Source organism: Halosolutus halophilus, from assembly GCF_022869805.1.
Lineage (GTDB): Archaea > Halobacteriota > Halobacteria > Halobacteriales > Natrialbaceae > Halosolutus > Halosolutus halophilus.
The window spans coordinates 4,187,270-4,210,562 of the sequence record NZ_CP094974.1; the positions used below are offsets into that span (position 1 = coordinate 4,187,270).

At 66.5% G+C, this 23,293-nt stretch carries 17 protein-coding genes; 7 read left to right on the forward strand and 10 right to left on the reverse strand.

Features of this window, described 5'->3' with window-relative positions; translation table 11 throughout:
* Positions 1-9 precede the first annotated feature (9 nt).
* On the reverse strand, positions 10-6,075 hold the full coding sequence (locus MUG98_RS20685; RefSeq protein WP_265109309.1) for a PAS domain S-box protein: 6,066 nt from the start codon (positions 6,073-6,075) through the stop codon (positions 10-12).
* A gap of 200 nt (positions 6,076-6,275) precedes the next feature.
* On the opposite strand from MUG98_RS20685, the gene MUG98_RS20690 reads away from it, so the two are divergent.
* From MUG98_RS20690 to MUG98_RS20700, 3 genes are all read left to right on the forward strand, one after another.
* Positions 6,276-6,524, forward strand: coding sequence for a HalOD1 output domain-containing protein (locus tag MUG98_RS20690; RefSeq protein ID WP_265109310.1), 249 nt, complete (start codon positions 6,276-6,278; stop codon positions 6,522-6,524).
* 2 nt (positions 6,525-6,526) lie between these two features.
* Positions 6,527-6,700 (forward strand): hypothetical protein, encoded by a 174-nt coding sequence (locus tag MUG98_RS20695; protein ID WP_265109311.1) that lies wholly within the window; start codon positions 6,527-6,529, stop codon positions 6,698-6,700.
* A 183-nt stretch (positions 6,701-6,883) separates the two neighbouring features.
* Positions 6,884-7,666, forward strand: a complete 783-nt coding sequence (locus tag MUG98_RS20700; RefSeq protein ID WP_265109312.1) for a PAS domain S-box protein — start codon at positions 6,884-6,886, stop codon at positions 7,664-7,666.
* Between the two features lie 230 nt (positions 7,667-7,896).
* On the opposite strand, the gene MUG98_RS20705 is transcribed toward MUG98_RS20700, so the two are convergent.
* The 3 genes from MUG98_RS20705 to MUG98_RS20715 all read right to left on the reverse strand — a co-directional run bounded on the left by MUG98_RS20705 (position 7,897) and on the right by MUG98_RS20715 (position 11,721).
* Positions 7,897-9,180, reverse strand: coding sequence for an adenosylhomocysteinase (locus MUG98_RS20705; protein WP_265109313.1), 1,284 nt, complete (start codon positions 9,178-9,180; stop codon positions 7,897-7,899).
* 292 nt (positions 9,181-9,472) lie between these two features.
* Positions 9,473-10,270 (reverse strand): hypothetical protein, encoded by a 798-nt coding sequence (locus MUG98_RS20710; RefSeq protein WP_265109314.1) that lies wholly within the window; start codon positions 10,268-10,270, stop codon positions 9,473-9,475.
* Positions 10,271-10,422: 152 nt separating this feature from the next.
* Complete coding sequence (locus MUG98_RS20715; protein ID WP_265109315.1) at positions 10,423-11,721, reverse strand: amidohydrolase; 1,299 nt, start codon at positions 11,719-11,721, stop codon at positions 10,423-10,425.
* 158 nt (positions 11,722-11,879) lie between these two features.
* Between MUG98_RS20715 and MUG98_RS20720 the strand changes: the two genes are divergently transcribed.
* Positions 11,880-12,863 (forward strand): stage II sporulation protein M, encoded by a 984-nt coding sequence (locus MUG98_RS20720; RefSeq protein WP_265109316.1) that lies wholly within the window; start codon positions 11,880-11,882, stop codon positions 12,861-12,863.
* 26 nt (positions 12,864-12,889) lie between these two features.
* Here the strand turns inward: MUG98_RS20720 and MUG98_RS20725 are convergent, their stop codons facing one another.
* Positions 12,890-15,634, reverse strand: coding sequence for a heavy metal translocating P-type ATPase (locus MUG98_RS20725; protein ID WP_265109317.1), 2,745 nt, complete (start codon positions 15,632-15,634; stop codon positions 12,890-12,892).
* A 228-nt stretch (positions 15,635-15,862) separates the two neighbouring features.
* Here MUG98_RS20725 and MUG98_RS20730 point away from each other — a divergent pair, with 228 nt between their 5' ends.
* Positions 15,863-16,531, forward strand: a complete 669-nt coding sequence (locus MUG98_RS20730; RefSeq protein ID WP_265109318.1) for an AIM24 family protein — start codon at positions 15,863-15,865, stop codon at positions 16,529-16,531.
* Positions 16,532-16,769: 238 nt separating this feature from the next.
* Positions 16,770-17,624, forward strand: coding sequence for an ATP phosphoribosyltransferase (gene hisG / locus MUG98_RS20735; RefSeq protein WP_265109319.1), 855 nt, complete (start codon positions 16,770-16,772; stop codon positions 17,622-17,624).
* Positions 17,625-17,779: 155 nt separating this feature from the next.
* Here hisG and MUG98_RS20740 read toward each other — a convergent pair whose 3' ends face one another.
* Together MUG98_RS20740 and MUG98_RS20745 are read right to left on the reverse strand one after the other, a co-directional pair.
* Complete coding sequence (locus tag MUG98_RS20740; RefSeq protein ID WP_265109320.1) at positions 17,780-18,199, reverse strand: DUF7344 domain-containing protein; 420 nt, start codon at positions 18,197-18,199, stop codon at positions 17,780-17,782.
* 370 nt (positions 18,200-18,569) lie between these two features.
* Complete coding sequence (locus MUG98_RS20745; protein ID WP_006671604.1) at positions 18,570-19,130, reverse strand: TATA-box-binding protein; 561 nt, start codon at positions 19,128-19,130, stop codon at positions 18,570-18,572.
* Positions 19,131-19,331: 201 nt separating this feature from the next.
* On the opposite strand from MUG98_RS20745, the gene MUG98_RS20750 reads away from it, so the two are divergent.
* Positions 19,332-20,411 carry a THUMP domain-containing protein gene (locus tag MUG98_RS20750; protein WP_265112497.1) on the forward strand — a complete coding sequence of 360 codons (1,080 nt, stop codon included), beginning with the start codon at positions 19,332-19,334 and terminating at the stop codon, positions 20,409-20,411.
* Between the two features lie 10 nt (positions 20,412-20,421).
* Here the strand turns inward: MUG98_RS20750 and MUG98_RS20755 are convergent, their stop codons facing one another.
* The 3 genes from MUG98_RS20755 to MUG98_RS20765 form a co-directional block, all read right to left on the reverse strand.
* Positions 20,422-20,859, reverse strand: coding sequence for an acyl-CoA thioesterase (locus tag MUG98_RS20755; protein WP_265109321.1), 438 nt, complete (start codon positions 20,857-20,859; stop codon positions 20,422-20,424).
* A 61-nt stretch (positions 20,860-20,920) separates the two neighbouring features.
* Positions 20,921-21,925, reverse strand: coding sequence for an AAA family ATPase (locus MUG98_RS20760; protein ID WP_265109322.1), 1,005 nt, complete (start codon positions 21,923-21,925; stop codon positions 20,921-20,923).
* 108 nt (positions 21,926-22,033) lie between these two features.
* Positions 22,034-23,140, reverse strand: a complete 1,107-nt coding sequence (locus MUG98_RS20765) for a DUF7282 domain-containing protein (RefSeq protein WP_265109323.1) — start codon at positions 23,138-23,140, stop codon at positions 22,034-22,036.
* Between the last annotated feature and the right edge of the window lie 153 nt (positions 23,141-23,293).

Consider the following 23,293-nt stretch of genomic DNA (forward strand, 5'->3'; position numbering starts at 1 on the left):
TGGATCGACCTACGCCGCTTCCTGATCGCCGACGATCGAGTGTCCTTCGCTCCCGAACAGTCCGGCGAGCAGGCGTTTCTGGCCGACCCGGAGGTGGCGGTTGACCGTCGGCTGGGAGACGTCGAGCATCGTCGCGACCTCCTCGCCCGTCGACGTGCGCGGCCACTCGAAGAAGCCGGCGAAGTAGGCCGTCCTGAGCACCTCGAGTTGGCGATCGGTCAGCGGTTCGAACAGCGACGACACTAGTTCTCCTCTGGTGTGCATCGCGCGCTCGACGTCGTGACGGCCGGCGAGTTCGACGCTCGGGTACCCCTGGGCGAGCATCTGGACGAATTCGCGGACGTCGGTCGACGGAGAGACGTCGACGACGACCTCGAATTCCGACCCGGTCGCCGTGATCGATCGCGGACTCGCGCCGTGACGGAGCAGTCGCGAGACGAGTTCCGTCCCGGTGACCGTCGCCTCGAAGAGACAACGATCGTCCGCATCGGAGACCAGCCGCCAGTCGATCACGGTGACGAGATCGTCGAGGACCGTCTCGACGGCGTCCGGCTCGGACCCGTCGGTCGTGAAGAACAGGCGGGTCTCGTCGGCGGAGTGGGTCGCGACGCCCTCGTACTCGACGATCGCGTCGGTCTCCCGGGCGATCCGGGCGAGGAAGGCGTCCGAGTCGTCGAACCGGAGCGTGAGTTCGAGGAGGGTGTCGGCGTGTAACGCGTGGCGCGTCTGGACGGCGGTGATCGAGTTGGCGATGTTCTCGCCGAGTTCCTCGAACACCGTCCGTTCGAGGTCGCCGAACGTGTCCGGCTCAGTGCCGTACACCGCGAGCACGCCATAGGAGTACTCGTCGAACGAGATCGGGACGCAGAGACAGGAAGCGAAGTCGCTGGCGAGTGCGGTCTTGCGCCACGGCTCGGACTGTAACTCCGCGACGACGTTCGAGACGACCGTCGATTCCTCGGCGAGCGCCGCCCGAACGGCTGGCTCGGGTTGGTCCGCGTCGGTCGACAGCGAGACCGCGTCCAGGTACGCCTCCCCGTCGCCGTCCCACGCGCGCGGTTCGATCGCCGTCTCGCTGGCGTCGACGCTCCCGATCCACGCGAACGCGATGTCTTCGGTATCGACCAGCCGTTCACAGACGGTCCGCTCGACCTCCGCCCGCTCGGTCGTACGGACGAGCGACTGGTCGATCGAGCGGATGATCTCGTTGATTCCGATCTGGCGCTTGAGACGGCGGTTCTGGGCCTCGAGTTCCACGTCGCGCTCGCGCAGACTCGCCTCGCTCTCGAGACGATCGAACGCGGCCTCGGTCGTCGCGACGAGCGTCTCGACCAGCCGTCGCGTCTCGTCGTCGATCGTCGACGGGGGCGCGACGAAGACGAAGACGCCGTAGTCCCCGATCGGGACCAGCAGGCCGCCCGGGACGTCGCTCCCGAACAGCGGCGAGCGATCGACGACGGAAACGTCGTCGAAGACAGTCTGGGTGTCGGTCACGAAGGTGTTCCAGAGCGCGGAATCGTCGTCACCGAGGGGAACCGGTGGCGTCCCGCCACAGACTTCGGCGAACCCGTCGGTGTAGGCTGCCGGTTCGAAGGCGTTCGCGTCCGCGTCGAGAAGGTAGACGCCGACGCCGTGGACGTCGAGCACCTCCGCCGCCGTCTCGACGACCAGGTCTGCGACTGCCGACTCCGACTCGGCCTGCAACAGTCCGCGTGCCGTCTCGTGGAGCGACTCGAGCGCGAGTTCCCGTCGCTTCCGGTCGGAGATGTCCTGCACCGAGCCACGGTACTTGAGGAGGTTGCCATCGCCGTCGTAGATGGGTTCACCGATCGCCCGGACCCACCTGCTTTCGCCCGCGTCGGTTTGCAGGCGGGCTTCGAAATCGTACTCCCTCTCGGTCGCGATCGCGGTCTCGATCTGGTCGCGAACGAACGCTCGGTCGTCCGGGTGGTACCCCTCGATCGCCAGTTCGACGTCGGGGGTGACGTGACGGGGCACGTCGTGCAGACGGTAGAGTTCCTCGGTCCAGGTCTCCGTCCGCCGGTCGGCCTGCACGTCCATTTCCCAGCCACCGACTTCCGCCAGCCGTTGGACGCGCTCGAGCAGGTCCGTCGTTCGCTCGAGTTCGTGCTCGCGCTCCTTGCGATCGGTAATGTCCTGGATCGAACCGCGGACGGCGACGATCTCGCCGTCGTCTGACGCGATCCCGTCACCGGTGGACCGGCGGCCCTCGGCGTCCTCGAACACCGGTTGGGCCATCGTTCGCATCCATCGCACGGTCCCGTCGGCCCGGTACATTCGGACCTCGAGGTCGTATCCCTCGCCGTCTTCGATCGTGCGCTCGATGGCCGAGACGACCCGCTGACGATCGTCGGGATGGTACCGTCCGAGGGCCTCTCGCAGATCGGTCTCCGTTCCCGGCGGGTCGCCGAACAGCCGATTGAGTTCGGTCGTGACGGTCAGGTCGTACGGTTCGGTCGTCACGTCGAGTTCCCACCCACCGACACCCGCAATCTGCTGGGCCTGTTCGAGCAGTTCCGTCGTCCGCTCGACTTCGCGCTCGCGCTCCTTGCGATCGGTGATATCGCGGACGACGCCGGCAGTTCCGGCGAAGGAGCCGTCGTCAGTTGGCAACAGCGCCACGTGGTTCTCCGTCTCGATCGAGTCGCCGTCGTTCGTCGGGAGCGCCATCTCGAACGTCCCGTACGGGGTGTCGGTACGGAGCAGGTCGCGAACCAGTTCCCGGGCGTTACCGAGATCGGGCTGGGTCATGACCGTCGAGACGTGCTCGCCGACGAGATCGGCCGGCTCGTACCCCGTCAGCGATTCGATAGCGTCGTTGACGAACCGGAAGTAGCCCTCCTCGTCGAGCGTGTAGACCGGGTCACCGAGCGCCTGCACGATCGTCTCGTAGCGCTCGAGTTCGCGTTCGCGTTCCTTGTGATCGGTGATGTCCTGGATCGAACCGCGGACGGCGACGATCTCGCCGTCTTCCGTGACCGGATCGCCGATCGTTCGTACCCACCGTTGCTCGCCGTCGGTTCGGACGAGGCGTAGTTCGAGTTCGTAACTCTCGCCCGATTCGACGGCGCGGTCGAGTGCACGTTCCAGCCGATCGCGGTCCGCGGGAACGTAGAACTCGAGCGCGTCCCCCGAGTCGACGTCGGCGTCCGTCGAGACGCCGTGAATACGGGCGACCTCGTCGGACCACTCCAGTTCGGCGGCGTTGCCCGTCAGGTCGAGTTCCCACGCACCCACGTTCGCCAGTTGCTGTGCCTGGGTGAGCAGTTGTCGGGTGCGCTCGAGTTCGCGTTCGCTCTCGATCCGATCGGTGATATCGATGATAACGCCCTCGAGACACTCGAACGAGCCGTCGTCGGCGTACATGGCGCGACCCTGTTCGCTCATCCAGCGGCGCTCGCCGTCCGCCGTCTCGATCGGGTACGTCACCCGGAACGGCTCTCGATTCGCGAGGGCCTGCTGGACCGTCTCCCAGAGGTCGTCCTGCCCGTCGAGAAGGACGTCCGCGGCCCAGTTCACGTCGCCGTCGACCAGCGACTCGGGATCGTATCCGGTGAGTTCGGAACAGCCCTCGCTGACGAACTCGAACGGCCAGTCGGGATCGTTTCGGCAGCGATAGACCATGCCGGGAATGTTGCTCATCAGCGTCGAGAGTTGGCGTTCGTGCTCGCGGAGTTCGCGCTCGCGCGCCTTGCGATCACTGATGTCCCGGGCGATGCCCGCGATCACGGGATCCCCCTCCGGATCCTCGAGCCCGGACGCGACGAACTCGTAGGGGACCGGTTCCCCATCGCTGGTGAACGCATCACATTCGATGCGCGTACTTCCGGACTGGTGTGCCTCCGCGATCGCGGACGCGATCGCCTCCCGGTCCTCATCGGCGAAGAACTCGACGGCGTGCATGGACGATAGCTCCGCGTCCGAGTAGCCCATCGCCTCGCCGAACTGGTCGTTCCAGCGTTGCAAGTACCCCGCGCCGTCGATGACGAAGAAAATGTCGTCGAGCGCGTTCAGCACGTCGTCCGTGTACTCCCGGTACTGCTCGAGTTGCTGCTCGCGTTCGTGGAGTTTCCGCTCTTTCTCCTTGCGATCCGAGACGTCCCGGCCGATCCCGACCACGACCGGATTTCCCTCCGGATCCTCGAGCAGTGACGCGGTGAACTCGTAGGGGATCGACTCGCCGTCGGCGGTCAGGTACGGCAGTTCTATCCGATCGCTTCCGGTTTCGCGGACCGTCTCGATGGCGTCGACGACCCGCTCCTGGTCCGCTTCGGCAAAGAAGTCGGTGGCGTGCATCGACTCGACCTCGTCCGCGCTGTAGCCCGTCGCCTCGAGTAGTGTCTCGTTCCAGCGCTGGACATGGCCGTTCCCGTCGAGCACGTAGAAGACGTCGTCGATCGCATCGAGCACGTCGTCGGTGTACGTCCGGTACTGCTCGAGTCGTCGTTCGCGCTCCCGAAGCTGTCGCTCGGCCTCCGTGCGTTCGGTGACGTCCTGCTGGAACCCAACGAAGTGTGTCACCTCGTCCGCGTCGTTTTTCACCGGTGCGATGTTGACGTGATTCCAGAACGGCGTGCCGTCCTTCCGGTAGTTGCGGAGTTTCGCCGACGCCGGTTCCTCCGCGTCGACGGCCGCGTGCAGTCGGTCGACCGCTTTCGGATCGGTCCCCTCACCCTGGAGGAACCGGCAGTTCCGACCGAGATACTCGTCGGACGAGTAACCGGTGATCCGCTCGAACGCGTCGTTGGCGTAGACGATCGGATTGTCCGGCTGCGTCGGATCCGTCATCGTGATTCCGATCGGGGCCGCCTCCATCGCCCTGTCCGTCCGCCGGAGTTCGCGGTCGTGCTCGCGGTGCTCGTAGACGTGGGACACCCACCGCGTCAGGAGATCGGCGAACGTCTTCTCCGCCCGGGAGAACGGTTCTTCGCGGGGCTCTCGGTCGAGGAAACCGAGCGTGCCGTAGCGTTCGCCGTCGACCCGGATCTGGCCGCCGAGATAACAGCTGATTCCCCACTCCCGGTGGGCCGGGTCGTCGGCGTACCCCTCCTCGGTCGCGTGGGAGATCCCGAGCGTGTCGTCGGTGTCGATCGTCCGTCGGCAGAACGTCTTCGACAGCTCCATTTCGAAACCTTCCTCGACGAACCCCGGGCCGACGGCGGTTTCGACCCGGCACCGGCCGGTGGCGTCGTCGATTCGGGTAGTGAATCCGTTGTCCACGCCGAACCGATCACAGCCGAGTTCGAGCAACCGGTCGATCTTCGCCGTCCGACTCAGCGACGTGTCGGACATGATTCGCGAAAGTTCCCGTCGGGCGGCCTCGGTTTCGGTGATCTCCCGCTCGCGTTCCGCCCGATCGGTGACGTCCCGGCCGGTGATCGCCGCGACCGGGGTCTCGTCGGGATCCGCCAGCCCGTGGACGACGAACTCGTAGGGGACGGACGTGCCGTCCGAAGTTTCGATCGGAACCTCGACGCGGGCGGACCCGGTCTCGATCCCGGTTTCGACGGCGTCGTCGAGCCTATCGCGCTCGTCGTCGGGGACGAACTCGGCGATAGGCATCGATTCGAGGGCGTCGTCCGCGGAGCCGGTTACCCGGGAAAGCGTGCCGTTCCAGTGCCGGAGGCTCCCGTCGCGATCGACGACGCAGAACACGTCGGCGACGCCATCGAGGAGATCGTCCGCGTACGTCCGCTGCAGATCGAGTTGTTGCTCGCGCTCGCGGAGAGTGCTCGCGAGGTCCGCGATCGCCTCGGAGAGCCGTCCGATCTCGCCGGACCGATCGGTCGAGAAGTCCACGTCGTCCTCGCCGGCCGCAAGTCGTTCGACTGCCGTCGTAAGGTCCGCGATCGGGCCCTCCGACTCGTCCTGTCTCGTGAGCCCGACGATCCCGATCAACTCCAGTCCGTCGAGCGGGAGACCCGAGACGCCGAGCGGTTCGAACCCGATCCACTGACTCGCGACGACGGCGACCGCGACGCCGATCGCCACGAGCCACAGTGACCGGGAGGGAGCGCCAGTCCGTACCGGCCACCGTGCCATCGTGTCACTCATGCCATCCGAGTCTACTGGCTGGACGCTCATTACAGTCGTGGATGCCATGGTAATACACGGCACACATGTGGTAGCGGGCCGCCGATTACGGTGCCGTCCGGCGATCGCCACGACCTTCTATACATATGCCCCCTTCTCACGGGCCGTCGCTATACAGATAATGGACACTCCAATACCCCCCGTGGTCGTATCGGGTCGTAATGAACGGCTCCACCATGACCCAACAGCGCAATCGGATCAGCGTCCGCGTCGTCGAAGCCATCGCCGACGCCACGAACACGGACGCACTCGACCTCAAGCCCCCGCTATACGACGCGATCGATCCGAGCGCGCTCGACCAGCTGTTCACCGGAACGGAAGCCGTCACCGTCCAGTTCGACTACCAGGGCCACGCGGTCACGGTCCGCGGTGACGGCACCGTCGCGGTCGACGGAAGCGTATACGACTGACTATGACGGACGGCGACCGGCGCTCGACGACGATTAGCACCGACTCCCGAAACGGGTTCGTTCGCGAGACCTACGAGGAGTACGACGTCGGCTCGATGCGGGTCGGAATGATCGCCGATCCGGAGAACGAACACGCCTGGATCCAGTCCGATGTGACGATCCCGGTCCGCCCGTAAACGAGCCGCAACCGCGCCGATTCACCGTACGCCCCGCTCCAGCGGTCGTACCGACACCGATCCGGGATCGGCGTGGCCGATCGCACCGATCCCGAAGACGCGCGTGATGAACGAGGGCAGGACCCACCGACGCCGGCCGGGTCAGCCCGGGCGACCGTCCCTCGCGGTACGCAGGAACGACACATGGCACGTCCCGACTGGAACTCGACGATCCCCGATCGAGCGCCCCCACTGACGTCGATCACCGTCTGTTACGTCGGTGAGGAGCCGGCGGACCAGCAACCGGTTCGCACGGCGCTGGCCGGCAGCGACGCGATGGAAGTTCGAACGGTACAGGACCCCGGCGACGGTCTCGAGGCGATCGAGGCGGTCGATTGCGTCGTCAGCTACGCCGCGTTCGGGTCGACGAACGGGGCCGCCCTCTACGAGACCGTTCGCGAACGCGATCGCGAGTTGCCGTTCGTGCTCGTGACCGGCGAGAGGCCGGACGAGTTCGGACCGGCACTCGTCTCGGATCCGTGGACGGAGGTCGTCCGTCGAGACGACGACGGCGGCCCGCTGCCCGCGCTCGAACGACGCGTCCGCCGACTCGTCGAACATCGACGGCTGGTGACGCTGCTCCACCGGGGTATCGCCGCCGTCGAGACCGTCCACGACGGCACCGCGATCGTCGGCCCCGATGGGACGTTCGAGTACGTCAACCAGTCGTTCGCGACGCAGTTCGGGCACAGCCCCCAGACACTGGTCGGGGCCGAGTGGCGGACGGTGTACGCGGACGACGAGGTCGACCGGCTCGAACGGGAGGTCCTGCCGACGATCGAGGACGGCTGGCGGTGGACCGGTAGCTGCGTCGGGCAGCGATCGAACGGAACGACGTTTACCGCACGGACCGGTGTCACCGGCCTCGAAGACGGCAGCCTCGTGTTCGTGGTCAACGAATCCGATGGACGGAAGCCCGACACCTGACTCGCGATACAGACCGGCACGCTGAGGCGCACCAGGTGATTCCGATAACACCGATCACACGGCCGTCGTGCGATCGAGTGTACGCTGACGTTCAGTACTAGTGCGGTCGTTCCGGGCGTCGCTCCGGCTGTTCTGCGTCGATGATGCGGTCTCGATCTTCGTCAGCGAGAAGGTTGTGGCAGGTCCGTGACGTATTCGGCAAACGAGGGTGTGGCGCAGCAGGGCGGAACCTACGTCCCGTGATCCCAGCTTCCCATGTAGTCGCGCTGGGTATCGGTCAGCGAATCGAAGTCGACGCCTTCGGCCTCGAGTTTGATCTCGGCGATCTCTTTGTCCAGTTCGTCCGGTACGTCGTGGACGCCAGCATCGTACTCCTCGCTGTTCTCAAGCAGTTCTCGAACACAGACGGCCTGGATGCCGAAGCTCTGGTCCATCACTTCGACGGGATGGCCGAGCGAAATCGGCGCGGCCAGGTTCACGAGGCGGCCTTCGGCGATCACGTTCAGCCGGCGGCCGTCGTCCATCTCGTATGCCTCGACGCCGTCGCGGGCCTCGTACCGATCGACCGCGAGGTCGTCGAGCGCGTCGAGGTCGATCTCGATGTCGAAGTGACCGGCGTTGGCGAGCAGGACCCCGTCGTCCATCTTCTCGAAGTGCTCCTCGACGATCACGTCGCGGTTGCCCGTCGTCGTCAGGAAGACGTCCCCGACCGCGGCGGCCTCGTCCATCGGCATGACCTCGTAACCCTCCATGTGGGCCTCGAGCGCGCGCCGCGGCTCGACCTCGGTGACGATCACGTTCGCGTTCTGGCCGGCGGCCTTCTTCGCGACGCCCTTGCCGCAGTAGCCGTAGCCCGCGACGACGACGTTCTTGCCGGCCCACGAGAGGTTCGTGGTCATCGCGATCGAGGCCAGCGAGGACTCGCCGGTGCCGTGGACGTTGTCGAAGAGGCGCTTCATTGGCGTGTCGTTCACGGCGAAGACCGGGTACTCGAGCGCACCGTCGTCGTCCATCGCACGCAGGCGGTGGACGCCGGTCGTCGTCTCCTCCGCGCCGCCGACGATGCCTTCGATCAATTCGGGGTAATCCTCGTGAATCGCGGCGACGAGGTCCATCCCGTCGTCGACGGTGATCGTCGGTTCGTGGGCGATGACCGCCTCGATCGCGGCGTAGTACTCGTCGTCGTCGACGCCGCGTTTCGCGTAGCTGGTGATGTTTTCGTGGGCGTCGAGTGCCGCGCTCACGTCGTCGTGGGTCGACAGCGGGTTACAGCCCGTGACGGCGACGTCCGCGCCGCCCTCCGCGAGCGTCTCGACGAGGATCGCGGTCTTGGCTTCGACGTGCATCGCCATCGCGATCCGTTCGCCCTCGAAGGGACGGTCCGCGACGAACTCCTCGCGGACGGACTCGAGAATCGGCATGTGCTGGGCGGCCCAGTCCATCTTTCGGCGTCCCTCTTCTCGAGCGGCCTCGAGATCGTCGAGTTGCTCGCTGATCGGGGGATACTCGCTCATGGGTCGACTGAGTGGGAGCGGAGCCAAAACCCTACCGAACTACCGAAGCGATCCCGGTCGTCGGCGATCGACGGCAGTGGCTCGGCGTCGCTCGAGTCTTCGCCTCGAAAAAGTTGCGTCGACTGTGCGGACACTCGCGTTCGACCCGTCGTCGATCGCGAGTGCCGCGGTGATGGTCCGACAACGGCGACGGCGGCGCGTTCGAATGGGGTGCCTCTGATGTGGTGGGTGGTGGATACGTGCCGTCGTCCGCTATCGGTCGAGTAGTTGTACGGTCGGTGGAGCGTGGGTGTCAGTCCTGACCGCCGACCTGGGTCGGTGGGCCGCCATCGTCGTCCTCGCTCTCGGCGTCGTCATCGTCGTCACCATCGTCCGCGTTGCCGGCGTGTTCCGGTGGGCTGCCCGCGTCGGTTTCGTTCCCGTCGTCGGGCGAGTCAGCGTGGGGTGCTGGACTCTGGGTGCCGTCACTCGGCGGACCAGCGTGGCCCGGTGGGCCGGCGTGCTCGGGTGCGTTACCCGGGTGCTGCTCGGACTCGAAGATGAAGCCGGCGACTGCGAGACCGAACGGGCCGTCGCTCTCCTCCCAGTCGCTCTTCTCCTCTTCGACGAAGTTGGAGACGAGCGCGCCGAAGTTCTCCGTTTCTCCCTCGTTCTCGCGCTCGTCGTCTTCATCTTCCTCGTCCTCTTCGTTCTCCTCGTCTTCGTCCTCCTCGTCGTCTTCATCTTCGACGGGCTCGAGCGTCGCGTCCACCTCGTCCGTGAGGTTATCGTACGACGCGTTGACCGTCACGTTGACGGGTTCCTCGGGTTCGGGGAGTTCGACCGTGCCGTTTTCGTCGGTCGTGTATTCCTCGTCGGGATCGTACGACGCGTTCTCGTCGGTTACCGTGACCTCGACGGTCGCGTTCTCGACTGGGGTCTCGACCGAATCGTTATCCAGTTCGACCGTCACCACGGTCTCGTCGACGTCCACTGTCAGATCTCGATCGTCTTTGACGTCCGAATCCGCCGCCACTGTTCCCAGCGGGGCCAACGCGGACAGGACCATGACGGCGGCCAGCGCCGTCACGAGCAGTCTATGTCTGTTCATCACGATCGGGACATTCAGGGAGTCACGAATAAACCCTGACGGCAGTTCGGGGAGTTTCCAATACGACAAAACGACTCGAGAACGATTTATAACGTTTATCGAGCCCGCAGAGCGTTCAGATTTCGTTCACCACAGCTGACGGATCCGGCGGATCAGGACTCGGCTCGCGTCACCAGTGCCTCGGCTTCCTCGCGGGCCCGATCGCGAACCGCCGCTTCGTCGAGCGTCAGCACCTCGCGATCGCGCATGAGCACCTGCCCGTCACAGACGGTGTGGCGGACGTCGGCGGCCGCGGCCGCGTAGGCGAGGTGGCTCACGAGATCGTGGGGCGGGGTCAGGTGTGGCCTCTCGAGGTCGATCACCGCGAGGTCGGCGGGCGCACCCGCCTCGAGACGGCCCGACTCGATGCCGATCGCGTCGGCCGTCGCGCCGGTGAGCATGTCGACGACGGCCTCGGCGGGGACTGCGCTGGCGTCCCCGGTGGCGAGTTTCCCGAGCATGGCCGCGTCGCGGGCCTCGTCGAGCATCGAGAGGTCGTTGTTCGAGGCCGCGCCGTCCGTTCCGAGGCCGACGGTCACGCCGGCCTCGCGCATGCGCTCGACCGGTGCCATCCCGCTGGCCAGTTTCATGTTCGAGGCGGGACAGTGGATCACGCTCGTTCCCGCCTCGGCGAGCAGGCCGATCTCGCTCTCGTCGAGGTGGACGCCGTGGGCGATGAAATCCTCCGGTTCGAGCATCCCCTTCTCGGCGGCGTAGGCCAGCGGCCGAACCCCGTGTTCCTCGACGATCGGCGTCACCTCGTCTTCGGTCTCGTTGGCGTGGTAGTGGAGCGGGACGTCGAGTTCGCGGGCCTCCGAGACGAACTCCGAGAGGTACTGCCCGTCGACCGTCGTCAGCGAGTGGGGCATGAACGCCGCCGAGATCCGGCCGTCCGCCATCCCGTCGATCTCCTCGGCGACGGCGAGCCCCTCGCGGGCGTCCTCGCGCGCCTCGTCTTCGTCCTTGGCGACGGAGATCACGCCGTGACCGAGGCGGGCGCGCAGCCCTGCCTCGTCGACGACGTCGGCGATCGTCGGCACGAAGAAGTACATGTCCGCGAAGGCCGTCGTCCCCGACTTGATCATCTCGAGGACGCCGAGTTCGGTGCCGGCTCGGACCGAGTCGGCCGTCAACTCGGCCTCGACGGGCCAGATGTCCTCCCGGAGCCAGGCGTCGAGCGGTTTATCGTCCGCGTAGCCCCGCAGGAGCGTCATCGCGACGTGACAGTGACCGTTGACGAACCCGGGCGTCACGAGCGAGTCCGAGGCGTCGAGGATTTCGTCGGCGTCGGCCCCGAGGTCCTCGCCGATCGCCCGGATCACGCCGTCCGCTTCGTCGACCAGGACGTCCGCACGCGTCACCGTCGCATCGGGCAACAGTACCTTTCCACCAGTGATTGCCAGCGTCGTCATTACCTGTGCGTTCTCACCGGAATTCCTTATACTGTCGATTGTGAGAGCGGCCTGGGTCTCGATCGCAGCGATTCGCACCGCCAGTACCCGCCTCGAAATCGAACGGGATCGAGGCCCCGGTCGGCGGACTTATGCCCCGATTCCGTCAATACCCAGCCATGGACGATCGTGGAACCGACGTCAAGGACGGGCACCGTCGGTCGTCGGAGTCCGGGACGCGGACGGAACCGCCGGGTTCGCACGACGATCGATCGCCTGCCGAGTCGGGAGCGGAGACCGAATCGATCCCGATCGACACGCCCACGGAACCGGAGCCCGACCCGAGGACGGGATCGGACGCTGCCGATCGCGGGCCCGGTCGCGGACCGAACGCGATCCGCAACTGGACGGGCCTCACGGCCGCCCTCGCCCTCGTATCGGTGCTCACGGCCGTCGCCATCGTCGCGATTCACGACGCGGCGGTGCCCGCACTCGGCGCGACCGCCCTCGGGATCGGCTTCGCGGCGATCGGCGCTGTCTCCCGGACGAACGCCGCGGACGCCGTCGGGGTTCTCGCCGACGGCTGGGCCGAACACCGGCCGTACGTCTGGTTCGCGACGGGCCTGTTCGGATTCGGAACGATCGTCGGTGCTCTCCTCGTCGCGTTCGGGGTCGACCTGACGGAACTGCTGGCCGAGATGCTGATGGAGGAGTTCAGCGAGGAAGAACTGGCCGGGGGGATCGAACTCTCGGCGACGTTCTTCATCACCAACAACACGCCGCCGTTCCTGGCCGCGATCGTCGGTGCGCTGACCTTCGGATTCGTGACCGCGACCATCATGCTCTTCAACGGCGTCCTCATCGGGAACCTGGTGTTCGCAATCGGGTCGGAGACTGGCGTCGGACTCGTCGTCGCACTGATCGTCCCCCACGGGATCTTCGAACTGCCGGCGCTGTTCGTCGCCGCCGGCGTGGGATTCCGGCTCCTCCACCGGACCGGCCAGCGGATCGCCGGCACGCGCGACGCGCTGTTCACGCGGGCCTACCTCGTCAGGACCGGGACACTCGTCGCCTTCGGCTGGCTCCTGCTCGCGCTCGCGGCGTTCGTCGAGGCCTACCTGACGGTCCCGATCGCCGAACTGTTCTTCCCCGAACAGGCCTGACGACGGCCCGGGGAGGAAAACGAGGCCTACCGCCGGAATCGATCGAACGGCTTCAGGACTGCGGGTCGGTACTCCTCGTGGGGGTCGTAGTTCGCGAACGCGAGACTGTTGGTCATCACGCTGACGCTCGAGGTCGCCATCGCCAGCCCCGCGAGCGCGGGGTTCAACAGCCCGAGCGAGGCGATCGGAAGCAGCGTCGTGTTGTAGACGAAGGCCCAGAACAGGTTCTGGCGCACCTTCGAGAGCGTCGCCTCGGAGATCCGGATCGCCTTCAGCACGTCCGCGGGGTCGTCACGCATCAGGGTCACGTCGGCGCTCTCGATCGCGACGTCGGTGCCGGAACCGATCGCGACGCCGACCTGGGCGGCCGTGAGCGCGGGCGCGTCGTTGACGCCGTCCCCGACCATCATCACGCGGGACCCACCGTCGGATCCGCGGCCCGACGAGGATCGCGAACCGTCGTCCTGCAGGGCCTCGACGTGATCCGCCTTGTCCTCCGGGAGCACTTCCGCCCGGACGTTGTCGGGGTCGATCCCGACCCGTTTCGCGACCGCGCGCGCCGTGCGCTCGTTGTCGCCGGTGAGCATCACGACCTCGGTACCCCGCTTCCGGAGCGCGGCGACGGTCTCCGTCGCGCTCTCGCGAACCTCGTCTGCCACCGCGAGCGCGCCCAGCAGTTCGCCGTCGACGGCGACCGGCATCGCCGTCTTTCCTTCGCTCTCGAGCCGCGTCAGGGTCTCTTCGGCCGGCCCGGTGTCGATCCCCTCGTCCTCGAGGAGCTTCCGGCGCCCCACGAGCACGCTGCCGCGATCGGTCTCCGCGCGGATGCCGTGGCCGGGGACGTTCTCGAACTCGCTGACCTCGCCCACCTCGATCCCGCGTTCCGCGGCCCCGTCGACGATCGCGGCCGCGATCGGGTGCTCGGAGCCGGACTCGGCCGTCGCCGCAGCGCCGAGGACGAGCGATTCGAGCGATTCCTCGCGACCGGCGAGGAGGCCCGCGTCCGCGGCAGTATCGGTATCGACGCCGCCGTCGGGTGCCGGCTCGCCACTGCTGTCGGACCCGCGAACCGACGCGGATCGGCTCGTTCCACTCGGCTCACCGCCGTCCGGGACCGCGTCGGGTTCGAACGTCACGACGTCCGTCAGCGTCATCTCGCCGTGGGTCAGCGTCCCCGTCTTGTCGAAGACGATCGTGTCGATCCCACGGACCTGTTCCAGCACGTCGCCACCCTTGAACAGGACGCCGTTGGTGGCGGCGAGCGTCGAACCGACCATCGTCGCGGCCGGCGTCGCCAGTCCGAGCGCGCAGGGACAGGCGATCAGCAGGGCGGAGGCGAGCACGATCACCGAGAACTCGAGAACCGGGACGCCCGCGCCGGCGACGGCGACTTCGGGGCCGCCCTGGACGGGTTCGAGCAGCGGGATCCAGGCGCCGAGCGCCGAGGAGACGCCGTACAGCGTCTCGGGGAAGAGGAACCACAGGATCGACCAGAACACGGCGTTGACGATCACCGCGGGGACGAAGTACGCGCTCACCCGATCGACCAGCCGCTGGATCTCGGGCTGGCGCGATTGAGCCTCCTTGACCCGTTCGACGATCTGCTGGATCGCGGTCTCGGAGCCGACCTTCGTCGCCTCGACGAGGAGCACGCCGTTCTCGTTGATCGTCGAGCCGACGACCTCGTCGCCCTCGCCCTTCTCGACGGGGACGGACTCGCCGGTGAGCATGGACTCGTCGACCGCGCTCTGGCCGTCGACGACCACGCCGTCGGTCGGGATCTTCTCGCCCGGCCGGACCTTCATCACGTCGCCGACCTCGACGTCCTCGATGGGAATCTCCCGTTCTTCCCCATCCTCGACGATGGTAGCTTCGTCGGCCTCCATCTGCAGGAGTTCGCGCAGGGCGCTACCCGCGCGGGCCTTCGATCGGACCTCGAGCCAGTTGCCGAGGGTGATGAACCAGAGGATGAAGGCGACGGCCTCGAAGTAGAGGCCGGCGCTGCCGACGAGGTCGACGAGCACCGCCGTACTGTAGACGTAGCCCGCCGAGGAACCCATCGCGACCAGCGTGTCCATGTTCGCCCGCCGGTTGTGGGAAAACGCGCGGTAGGCACCGACGAGGAACTCCCTGCCGAGCGTGGCCATCAGGACCGTCGCGATGACGAACTCGATCCAGCCGAGGTCGACGCCGGCGATGGTTTCGGGGAGCGTCACCAGGCCGAACATCGCGAGCATGATCGGCACGAACGGCAGCGTCAGCAGACCGCCGCCGATCACCAGTCGGCGCTGGCGTCGCAGTTCTTTCTCGACGGCGCGCTCGCGCTGGCTCCCCTGGGTCTCCTCGCCGTCCTCGCGGACGGGTTCGTAGCCGGCCGACTCGATCGCATCGTGGATCTCGGCCAGCGAGACGTCTGACGGGTTGTACTCGACCCGGGCCTCGTCCGAGGCGAAGTTCACGTCCGCCCGGAGGACGCCCGGCAACGCTTCGACGGCCTCGCCTACCGACTCCGAACAGGTCGCACACGACATCCCCATGACGGTGATCGTCTCCGTCTCCGCGGCTGCCTCGTAGCCGGCCGACTCGATCGCCGCGTAGATCTCGGCCAGCGAGACCGCCTCGGGGTCGTACTCGACCGTTCCCTCGTCCGTCGCGTAGTTCGCGCTCGCCGACTCGACACCGTCGAGATCGTCCAGGGCGTCCTCGACGGACCCCGAACACGTCGCACAGGACATCCCCGTGATCTCGAGGTGCGCTCGTCTGGTAGTCATGTCTGTGCGATCGTAGGGGCTACACGTTCAAGCGGATTGTGACTTGCATACGGGGACTATTTTCCCGCTGGATTTTCGAATAGAAAGCGAAACGGGCGACCGAGTTTCGTAGCGAAATCTACACTCGCGAGATCGGCAGTAGCGTGCGACTCGGACGGTAACTGAAGGAATTATGCTACCGGTACAATTTAGACGGCACTCTGTGAACAGCCCTGACAGAACAACAAGATGGATCTCGACGAATTTGTGCAGGCGAACGCGCCAGAAGAGGGAGCAAAACGGTTCGAACTGGAAAACGAGAAGCTCCTCGACATCGACCTGGACGGAACGGCGATGATGAAGGCGGGATCGATGATCGCCTACACCGGGAACGTCTCGTTCACCGGCAAGAGCTCGGCCGAGGGCGGGATCTCCGGATTCCTGAAGGAGAAAGTGACGAACGAGGGAACGCCCGTAATGGAGGCTGAAGGGACGGGACACGTCTACGTCGCGGACCAGGGGAAGAAAATCCAGCTGCTCCATCTCGACGCGGGAGAGAAAATTTCGGTCAACGGAAACGACATCCTCGCCTTCGAATCGCAGGTCGACTACAGTATCGGAACGGTCAGTAGCATCTCGGCAGCGTCGTCCGGAGGGCTCACGAACGTCTTCCTCGAAGGCCCCGGAAGCGTGGCGATCACGACCCACGGCGACCCGCTCGTCCTGACGCCACCGGTCAAAACCGACCCCGACGCGACCGTCGCGTGGAGCGGCTCGCTCTCGCCCGGCGCGAGCCGGAATACGAATCTCGGAGATATGATCGGACAGTCCTCCGACGAGCGGTACCAGCTCGACTTCTCGGGAGACGAAGGGTTCGTCATCGTGCAACCGTACGAGGAATCCCAGCCCCAGCAGTGACGGATTCTGCGGCGCGAACGGGGGACGAGCGTCGCGCTTTCGAGCGGGCGGCAGGATTCACCGGCCGGATAACGATCGGGGTTCGACCCGACGTCTCGCTGACCGAGAACTGATTCGATACCCGTGTGGGGCGGCAGTGGAAGACGGGGCACCCACACGATCGCGGACCGACGCTGACGGGAGCAGCGGTCCCGTTCGGATGGAAAGACAAATCCCGGCCGGCCCCGAACGGCCAGTAATGCGAATCGCCGTTCCCAACAAGGGCCGCCTGCACGAGCCGACGATCGACCTGTTAGAGCGGGCGGGACTTCACCTCGAGAACGGTGCCGATCGGAAACTCTACGCCGACACCGTCGATCCCGACGTCTCGGTGCTGTTCGCCCGCGCGGCGGACATCCCGGAGTACGTCGCCGACGGCGCGGCCGACATGGGCATCACCGGCTACGATCAGGTACGGGAAGCCCGCGTCGACAACGTTGCGGAACTGCTCGATCTCGAGTTCGGCCGCTGTCGACTCGTCCTCGCCGCGCCCGAGGACGGAGCCATCGACGGCGTGGACGATCTGGCGGGCAAGACCGTCGCGACCGAGTTCCCGAACATCACCCGCGACTTCTTCGCGGATACCGGCGTCGAACCCGACGTCGTCGAGGTCTCCGGCGCGACGGAGCTGACACCCCACGTCGAGATGGCCGACGCGATCGTCGACATCACGAGTACGGGGACGACGCTGAAGATGAACCGGCTGGCCGTCGTCGAGGAGGTTCTCTCGAGTTCGGTCCGCCTCTTCGCTCGCGAAGACGTCCTCGAGGAGCCGAAAGTCCGGGAGGTCCGGACCGCACTCTCCTCGGTCAAACACGCCGAAGGCAAGCGGTACCTGATGATGAACGTCCCCGAGGACCGACTCGAGGAAGTGCGCGAGGTCATCCCGGGGCTGGGCGGCCCGACGATCATGGACATCGCCAACGGCGGCGAGGAGAAACTGGCGGTCCACGTCGTCGTCGACGAACGCGACGTCTTCGAGACGATCACCGAGGTCAAGAAGGCCGGTGCGAGCGGCATCCTCGTGACCGAGATCGAACGGCTGGTCGAGTGAGCGTTCCCTGCCGCCGCGTCGTCGCTCGATCGATCGGCCGAGACATCAGCCAGTAACCGGTAGTAAACCATCGACACCGAACGGTGCGCGGAAAAGGTCAGAGCGGGCGAGTCCGATCGAGTGATTCGATCGCGGCGACGCCGGGACGGGGACGACTACTCCGTCCGGGCGGTGGGTAGTTCGAGGAGCGCGTCGCCGTCGAGGATCGACTCGACGCGGTCGAGGTTCGCGCCCGACGAGACGACGCCGTCACCCCGGTCGTACGTCACGATCCCGTGGGACTCGAGCAACGGCAGGTGGGTCCGGCGGAGGGAGATGTGGACGCGCTGGCGAAGTTCGTGCAGCGTCGTCACGGCCGTCGCGTCGTACTCCGCGTCGGCGAGACACGCGACCAGCCGCTGGACGGTGATCGGCGCGTCCGCGGCGAGCACGCACCCGATGATCGCGCGCCGCCGGTCGCTGTCCAGGACGGTCCGGAGATCGTCCCGCGAGAGCGATCGGAGTCGAACCGGGCCGGTACGGCGGGAAACCGGCTGATTCGAACCGGGATGGGTTTCGTCGGAGTGGATCGTCATGGGCAGGTGAGACTCATCGTTTTCAACCCGATAAACGGGGCCGCTCGTTTCGACGTTCTCGACCAGTTTCGATCAGTATAGCCGGATTGAACCGTTCTAAACTGATCATAATCCGTGAGAAACGGCGGGAACTCGGCCGCAGTGGCCGCGGCTTCGAACGGAGTTGCGACGCGAACCGTACCGCTGGAGCCGAGCGTTCGCGAGAAATCGGCGTCGAAAAACCGTTTCTGCCGGCGCGGTCAGGACGGAACGGATCGGGTCCCGGCCCGGGACGATCGGAACGTCGATCGACCGACGGGAACGGTCCCGCTGCGAGCGATCGCGCTGGTGGCGGCGGTTCGGTGCTCGTCGCGACCGAAAACAGCGGTCGTTATTCGAGCAACCCGAGGTCCTCGAGCCGGGAGACGATCTTGTCGACGGCGTGTTCGGCGTCTTCGGGTTTCTTTCCGCCGGTAATGACGAGTTTCCCGGAGCCGAAGAGCAGGGCCACCACTTCGGGTTCGTCGAGGCGGTAGACCAGGCCGGGGAACTGCTCGGGTTCGTACTCGATGTTCTCCAGTCCGAGCCCGATCGCAATCGCGTTCAGGTTGAGGTTGCGCCCCAGATCGGCCGAGGTGACGATGTTCTGGACGACGATCTCGGGGTCCTCGTTGACCTGGATCTGGAGTTCGCGGAGCTTGTCGAAGACGATTCGCAGGCTCTCGTGGACGTCGTCGGTGCTCTTGGCACCGGTACAGACGATCTTTCCCGATCGGAAGATCAGCGCGGCGGATTTCGGGTTCTGGGTGCGGTAGACCAGCCCGGGGAACTGTTCGGGATCGTAGTCGGCCCCCTCGAGGTCCATCGCGACGCTCTGGAGGTCGAGTTCCTGTCCGATACCGGTCGACGCCACCACGTTTTCGATGTTTATGGTGTCCTTCGGGTCCGTCATAAGTCGCTTAAAAAGACGTATTTAAGGTTTATAAAGGTTAGTACCGCCACCTGATATATCCGGTTCATACGGCTGGTCGTCCGAGACGGGCGGACGTGAGCCGTGCGTTTCAGGGGCTGACGCAGAAGTTCGTCGCTCGGGACGACGACCACAGTCCGGAAAAGCGGTAGGCTCATACCCGATCCGCGGCGACGAATGGACGTGTACCTCCTCGAACTCGGCGGCGAGGACGACGCGTTCGCGGCCCGCGAGGCCCGCAGCGCCGCGACCGGCGTCCGCCGAATCGGGCCCGGGATCGCCCTCGCGAACGCGATCGATCCGGTCCGGGTCCGGGGGCTCGCATACACGCACCGCGCGAGCGACCTTCTCGGCCGAACCGACGCCACCCTCGACAGCGCCCGCGCGCTGCTCGAAGCGGCGTCGATCGATCGCGAAGGAACGGTCGCCGTGCGGGCGACCGACGTTCACGGCTCGACCGGCGTCAGCACCGAACGCGCGGAACGCGAACTGGGCCAACTCCTGGTCGACCGCGGGTTTTCGGTGGATCTCGAGGAGCCGGACCACCTCCTGCGGGTCGTGTTTTCGGACGGGACGATCGAGCGGGACCCGGACGACGGCGTGCTCGAACCCCTGGACGGCGGTGACGAGCCCGTGGATGAGCGAAGGTCCGTCTGCGCCCTCGGCTGGCTCGCGGCCGAGAGCGTCCGGGACTTCGGCACCCGCGCCCCCACGGAGAAGCCGTTCTTCCAGCCCGGCAGCATGGACCCGCTGCTCGCGCGGGCCGTCACGAACATCGCGGGGGCCCGTTCCGGAGCGACGATCCTGGACCCGATGTGTGGGACGGGCGGCGTGCTCGTCGAGGCAGGCCTCGTCGGCGCGGACGTGATCGGCACCGACGCACAGTCGAAGATGGTCCGGGGCGCCCGAGAGAACCTGACCCACTACCTCGATCGCGACGAATCGGCGCCGATCGGCGTCGACCGGGGGACGTGGCACGTAGGCCGCGGCGACGCGACCCGTCTGCCACTCGCCGACGACGTCGTGGACGGCGTCGTCTTCGACGCCCCCTACGGCCGCCAGTCGAAGATCGAGACCCACCGCCTCGAGGACCTCGTGTCGGGCGCGCTGTCCGAGGCCCGTCGCGTGGCCCCGCGAGCGGTCGTGATCGCCGATCGATCGTGGGCGAGCGCGGCCCGCGAAGCCGGCTGGGGGATCGAGGCGGCGTTCGAGCGGCGGGTCCACCGGTCGCTGACCCGGTACGTGCTGGTGCTGTCGGCGTAACGAGACGCGATCACGATTCGTTCCCGAGCGCGCGGTCTCGCAACTGCCGACCCTCCTCGCTCTCGACGGAGAGTTCGGGGACCGGTGACGGCGTCCCGTCCGCGTCGATCGCGACGAACGTGAACGAAGACTCGGTCGTCCCCTCGGTCTCGCCGGTCCGGGGCTCCTCGCGCCAGGCGCGGATCGCGACGCGGACGCTCGTCCGGCCGGCGTCGTAGACGTACGCCTCGACGAGGGCGGTGTCGCCCAGTCCGATCGGCCGGACGAAGTCGAGTTCGTTCACCCGGGCGGTGACGCAGGTCTCGCCCGCGAAGCGCATCGCGGACATCGCGCCCACCTCGTCGAGCCACTTCATCAGGGTGCCCCCGTGGAGCGTTTCGTTGTTGTTCGCGTGGTTCGGCTGGACGCGAAAGCGGTTTCGAATGCGGGTCTCGAGGACGGTCGGCATGGACGTCGTTGGACGGCGACGGCGAAAAGTGTGCGCCGCGTCGGGCCGCGGGTCGTCGACCTCAGGCGTCCCGCCCGAGTTCCGCCAGCAGGTGCGAGACGTGGATTCGGTCGCTCGTTCCCTCGTGCATCTCGAACTCGACGTCGGCGGCCAGTCGGTGGATGCGCGCGAGGTCGTCGCCCTGGTAGCGCTTGCGCGCGGCCTTCAGAATCGCCCCGAGCACCTCCTCGCCGTCCAGCCCCTCGTCGACGAGCAGGTCGTCGAGGGTCTTTCTGGCGTCCGTGAACTCGCCCGCCTCGGCGTCGTCGAGCATCGACTCGACCTCCTCGTCGAGGCCGACCGAACCGATCGTCTCGTAGGCCGCGCTCATCGTCAGTTCGCCCGCGTCCTCGACGGTCGTCTGGGCGGCCAGGATCGCCCGTCTGAGGTTGCCGTTCGCGTAGCCCGCGACGAACTCGAGGCCGTCCGCGTCGTAGTCGACGTCCTCGGCCTCGACGATCCGTTCGAGCACGGCGACCGTCTCCTCGCTCGAGGGTGCCCGGAGCGAGAGGGGGAAACACCGCGATCGGATCGGCGGGATGAGCTTCGTCGGCTGCCGGGTCGCGATGATAAACTGCGTCGTCTTGTGGTGTTGTTCCATGATCCGACGCAGGGCCTGCTGGAAGTCCTCGCGGACGTCCTCGGCGTTGTCCAGCAGGATCGTCTTGTACGTCCCCGAGACGGGCGCGTAGCTCGCGGACTCCTTGAGAACGTGGTTGATCATGTCCCGCTTCGACATCGACGATCGGCCGACGAGAAACGAGGCGAACCGCGGATCGTTCTTGATCTCGGTCTTGGTCCGGCCGAAGAAGTCGGCGACGTTGATCTCGATCAGGTCGTTGTCGGGGTCCTCGTGGGCCTCGCGGCCCAGTGCGCGCGCCGCCGCCGTCTTGCCGCTCCCGGGCGGCCCCTGCAGAACCAGATTGATCGGCTCCTCGACGGCTCGCTCGAGGTACTCGCGAGCGTCGTCCTGTGGCAACTCGGCCAGCTCCGGGGCGTAGGTGTCGGTCCACAGCGGCGCGTCCATCGCCAGCGGATACGAACGGGACGGGTAAGAATCGGTCGGTTAGTCGTCGCGGGCGCCACCGTCACCTGTCCGGTCGACTCACTAGTCACCCGCTGCCCGTTACCTGCATCACTCGTCGTCCCCATCGCTCTCCGCGTCGGCGCCCGCGTCCGCGATCGTAAACGTCGTCTCGACGGACTCGTTCTCGTGCTCGATCGGGGTCGCCGCGTCGACGTCGGCGGGGTCGCCCTCGTAGAGGGCGGCCGCCAGGTCGGCGTTCTCGTCGACGGTGGCGTTCTCGTCGAATTCGACCGTCACGTTCCCGTGTTCACCGGGTTCGAGTTGCTCGCTGGTTCCGATCACCGTGTCGCCGTCCTCGATCGCGACGAAGCCCCGTTCGGGGATCGCGACGTCGGCGGTCACGCCGTCGTCGTCCGCGTCGACGATCGTCACGCTCGGGTCGGTGTGGAACTCGAGGGAAATCTCCGTGAGCGCACCGTCGCCCTGGGTGTAGACGCCGATCGTCTGGGTCCCTGGCGTAGCCCCGGTCGTGTCGATCTCGAACGTCACCTCGCGGCTCTCTTCGGCGTCGAGATCCAGCACCTGTCGTTCCAGGACCCGGCCGTCGAGTCGGAATTCGACGTTTTGCTGGGTGGTGAACTCGGTCGGGTTACGGACCTCCGCGACGACTTCGATCGTCTCGTTCGTCGTCGCCTGGGACGGTGCGTCGATCGATTCGACGACGAACGAGTCGCTGAACGGGTCCCCGTCGTCCGCCGACGTGACCGTCGCGGTGTCGCTCACCGGGAAGCCGTCCTCGAGGTACGGGAGATCCTCCTCGCCGTTGGTCTCCTCATAGGTGTACGTCTCGTCGTCGTCGGTATCCCGGTGAACCGTCGCGGTTAGCTGCCCGATGAGTTCGGCTCCGCCCTCCTCCTGCTCCAGCGTGACGTTCTCGTGACTGCCGGCCTCGAGGTAGTCCGAGACGACGAGCGGTTCGTCGCCCCCACCCGTGATGACGACGAACCCGCCCTCCGAGAGCGTGACTTCAGCGATCTCTACGTCCGTTCCGTTGCCCTGCTGGTCTTCGAGCGTAATCGCGGCCTCTGGATCCTGGTCGACGCCGAAGATTGCAGGCGCCTGTCCGACCACGATGCCCGCAGCGACGACGATCACGATCGCGATCAGGATCGCGACGATTCGCTTGAGCGTGCCGAACTGCAGTCTCGAACTCATTGTGAGGGGATGGCCGCGCGTCGTTGCACCACCATTGGGCTGCCACCGCAATAAAGGACGCTTTCCATTCTAGTGGGTGAGAACGGCACCGGAAACCCCCGTCGGGTGGCTCTCGAGCCCGGCCCCACTTCCGCGTGATTCCCGGGCCACCCG

Excerpts from the sequence above, each read along its gene's own strand:
- MUG98_RS20685 (WP_265109309.1), bottom strand. The coding sequence starts at position 6,075 with ATGAGTGACACGATGGCACGGTGGCCGGTACGGACTGGCGCTCCCTCC.
- MUG98_RS20690 (WP_265109310.1), top strand. The coding sequence starts at position 6,276 with ATGAACGGCTCCACCATGACCCAACAGCGCAATCGGATCAGCGTCCGC.
- MUG98_RS20695 (WP_265109311.1), top strand. The coding sequence starts at position 6,527 with ATGACGGACGGCGACCGGCGCTCGACGACGATTAGCACCGACTCCCGA.
- MUG98_RS20700 (WP_265109312.1), top strand. The coding sequence starts at position 6,884 with ATGGCACGTCCCGACTGGAACTCGACGATCCCCGATCGAGCGCCCCCA.
- MUG98_RS20705 (WP_265109313.1), bottom strand. The coding sequence starts at position 9,180 with ATGAGCGAGTATCCCCCGATCAGCGAGCAACTCGACGATCTCGAGGCC.
- MUG98_RS20710 (WP_265109314.1), bottom strand. The coding sequence starts at position 10,270 with ATGAACAGACATAGACTGCTCGTGACGGCGCTGGCCGCCGTCATGGTC.
- MUG98_RS20715 (WP_265109315.1), bottom strand. The coding sequence starts at position 11,721 with ATGACGACGCTGGCAATCACTGGTGGAAAGGTACTGTTGCCCGATGCG.
- MUG98_RS20720 (WP_265109316.1), top strand. The coding sequence starts at position 11,880 with ATGGACGATCGTGGAACCGACGTCAAGGACGGGCACCGTCGGTCGTCG.
- MUG98_RS20725 (WP_265109317.1), bottom strand. The coding sequence starts at position 15,634 with ATGACTACCAGACGAGCGCACCTCGAGATCACGGGGATGTCCTGTGCG.
- MUG98_RS20730 (WP_265109318.1), top strand. The coding sequence starts at position 15,863 with ATGGATCTCGACGAATTTGTGCAGGCGAACGCGCCAGAAGAGGGAGCA.
- hisG (WP_265109319.1), top strand. The coding sequence starts at position 16,770 with ATGCGAATCGCCGTTCCCAACAAGGGCCGCCTGCACGAGCCGACGATC.
- MUG98_RS20740 (WP_265109320.1), bottom strand. The coding sequence starts at position 18,199 with ATGACGATCCACTCCGACGAAACCCATCCCGGTTCGAATCAGCCGGTT.
- MUG98_RS20745 (WP_006671604.1), bottom strand. The coding sequence starts at position 19,130 with ATGACGGACCCGAAGGACACCATAAACATCGAAAACGTGGTGGCGTCG.
- MUG98_RS20755 (WP_265109321.1), bottom strand. The coding sequence starts at position 20,859 with ATGCCGACCGTCCTCGAGACCCGCATTCGAAACCGCTTTCGCGTCCAG.
- MUG98_RS20760 (WP_265109322.1), bottom strand. The coding sequence starts at position 21,925 with ATGGACGCGCCGCTGTGGACCGACACCTACGCCCCGGAGCTGGCCGAG.
- MUG98_RS20765 (WP_265109323.1), bottom strand. The coding sequence starts at position 23,140 with ATGAGTTCGAGACTGCAGTTCGGCACGCTCAAGCGAATCGTCGCGATC.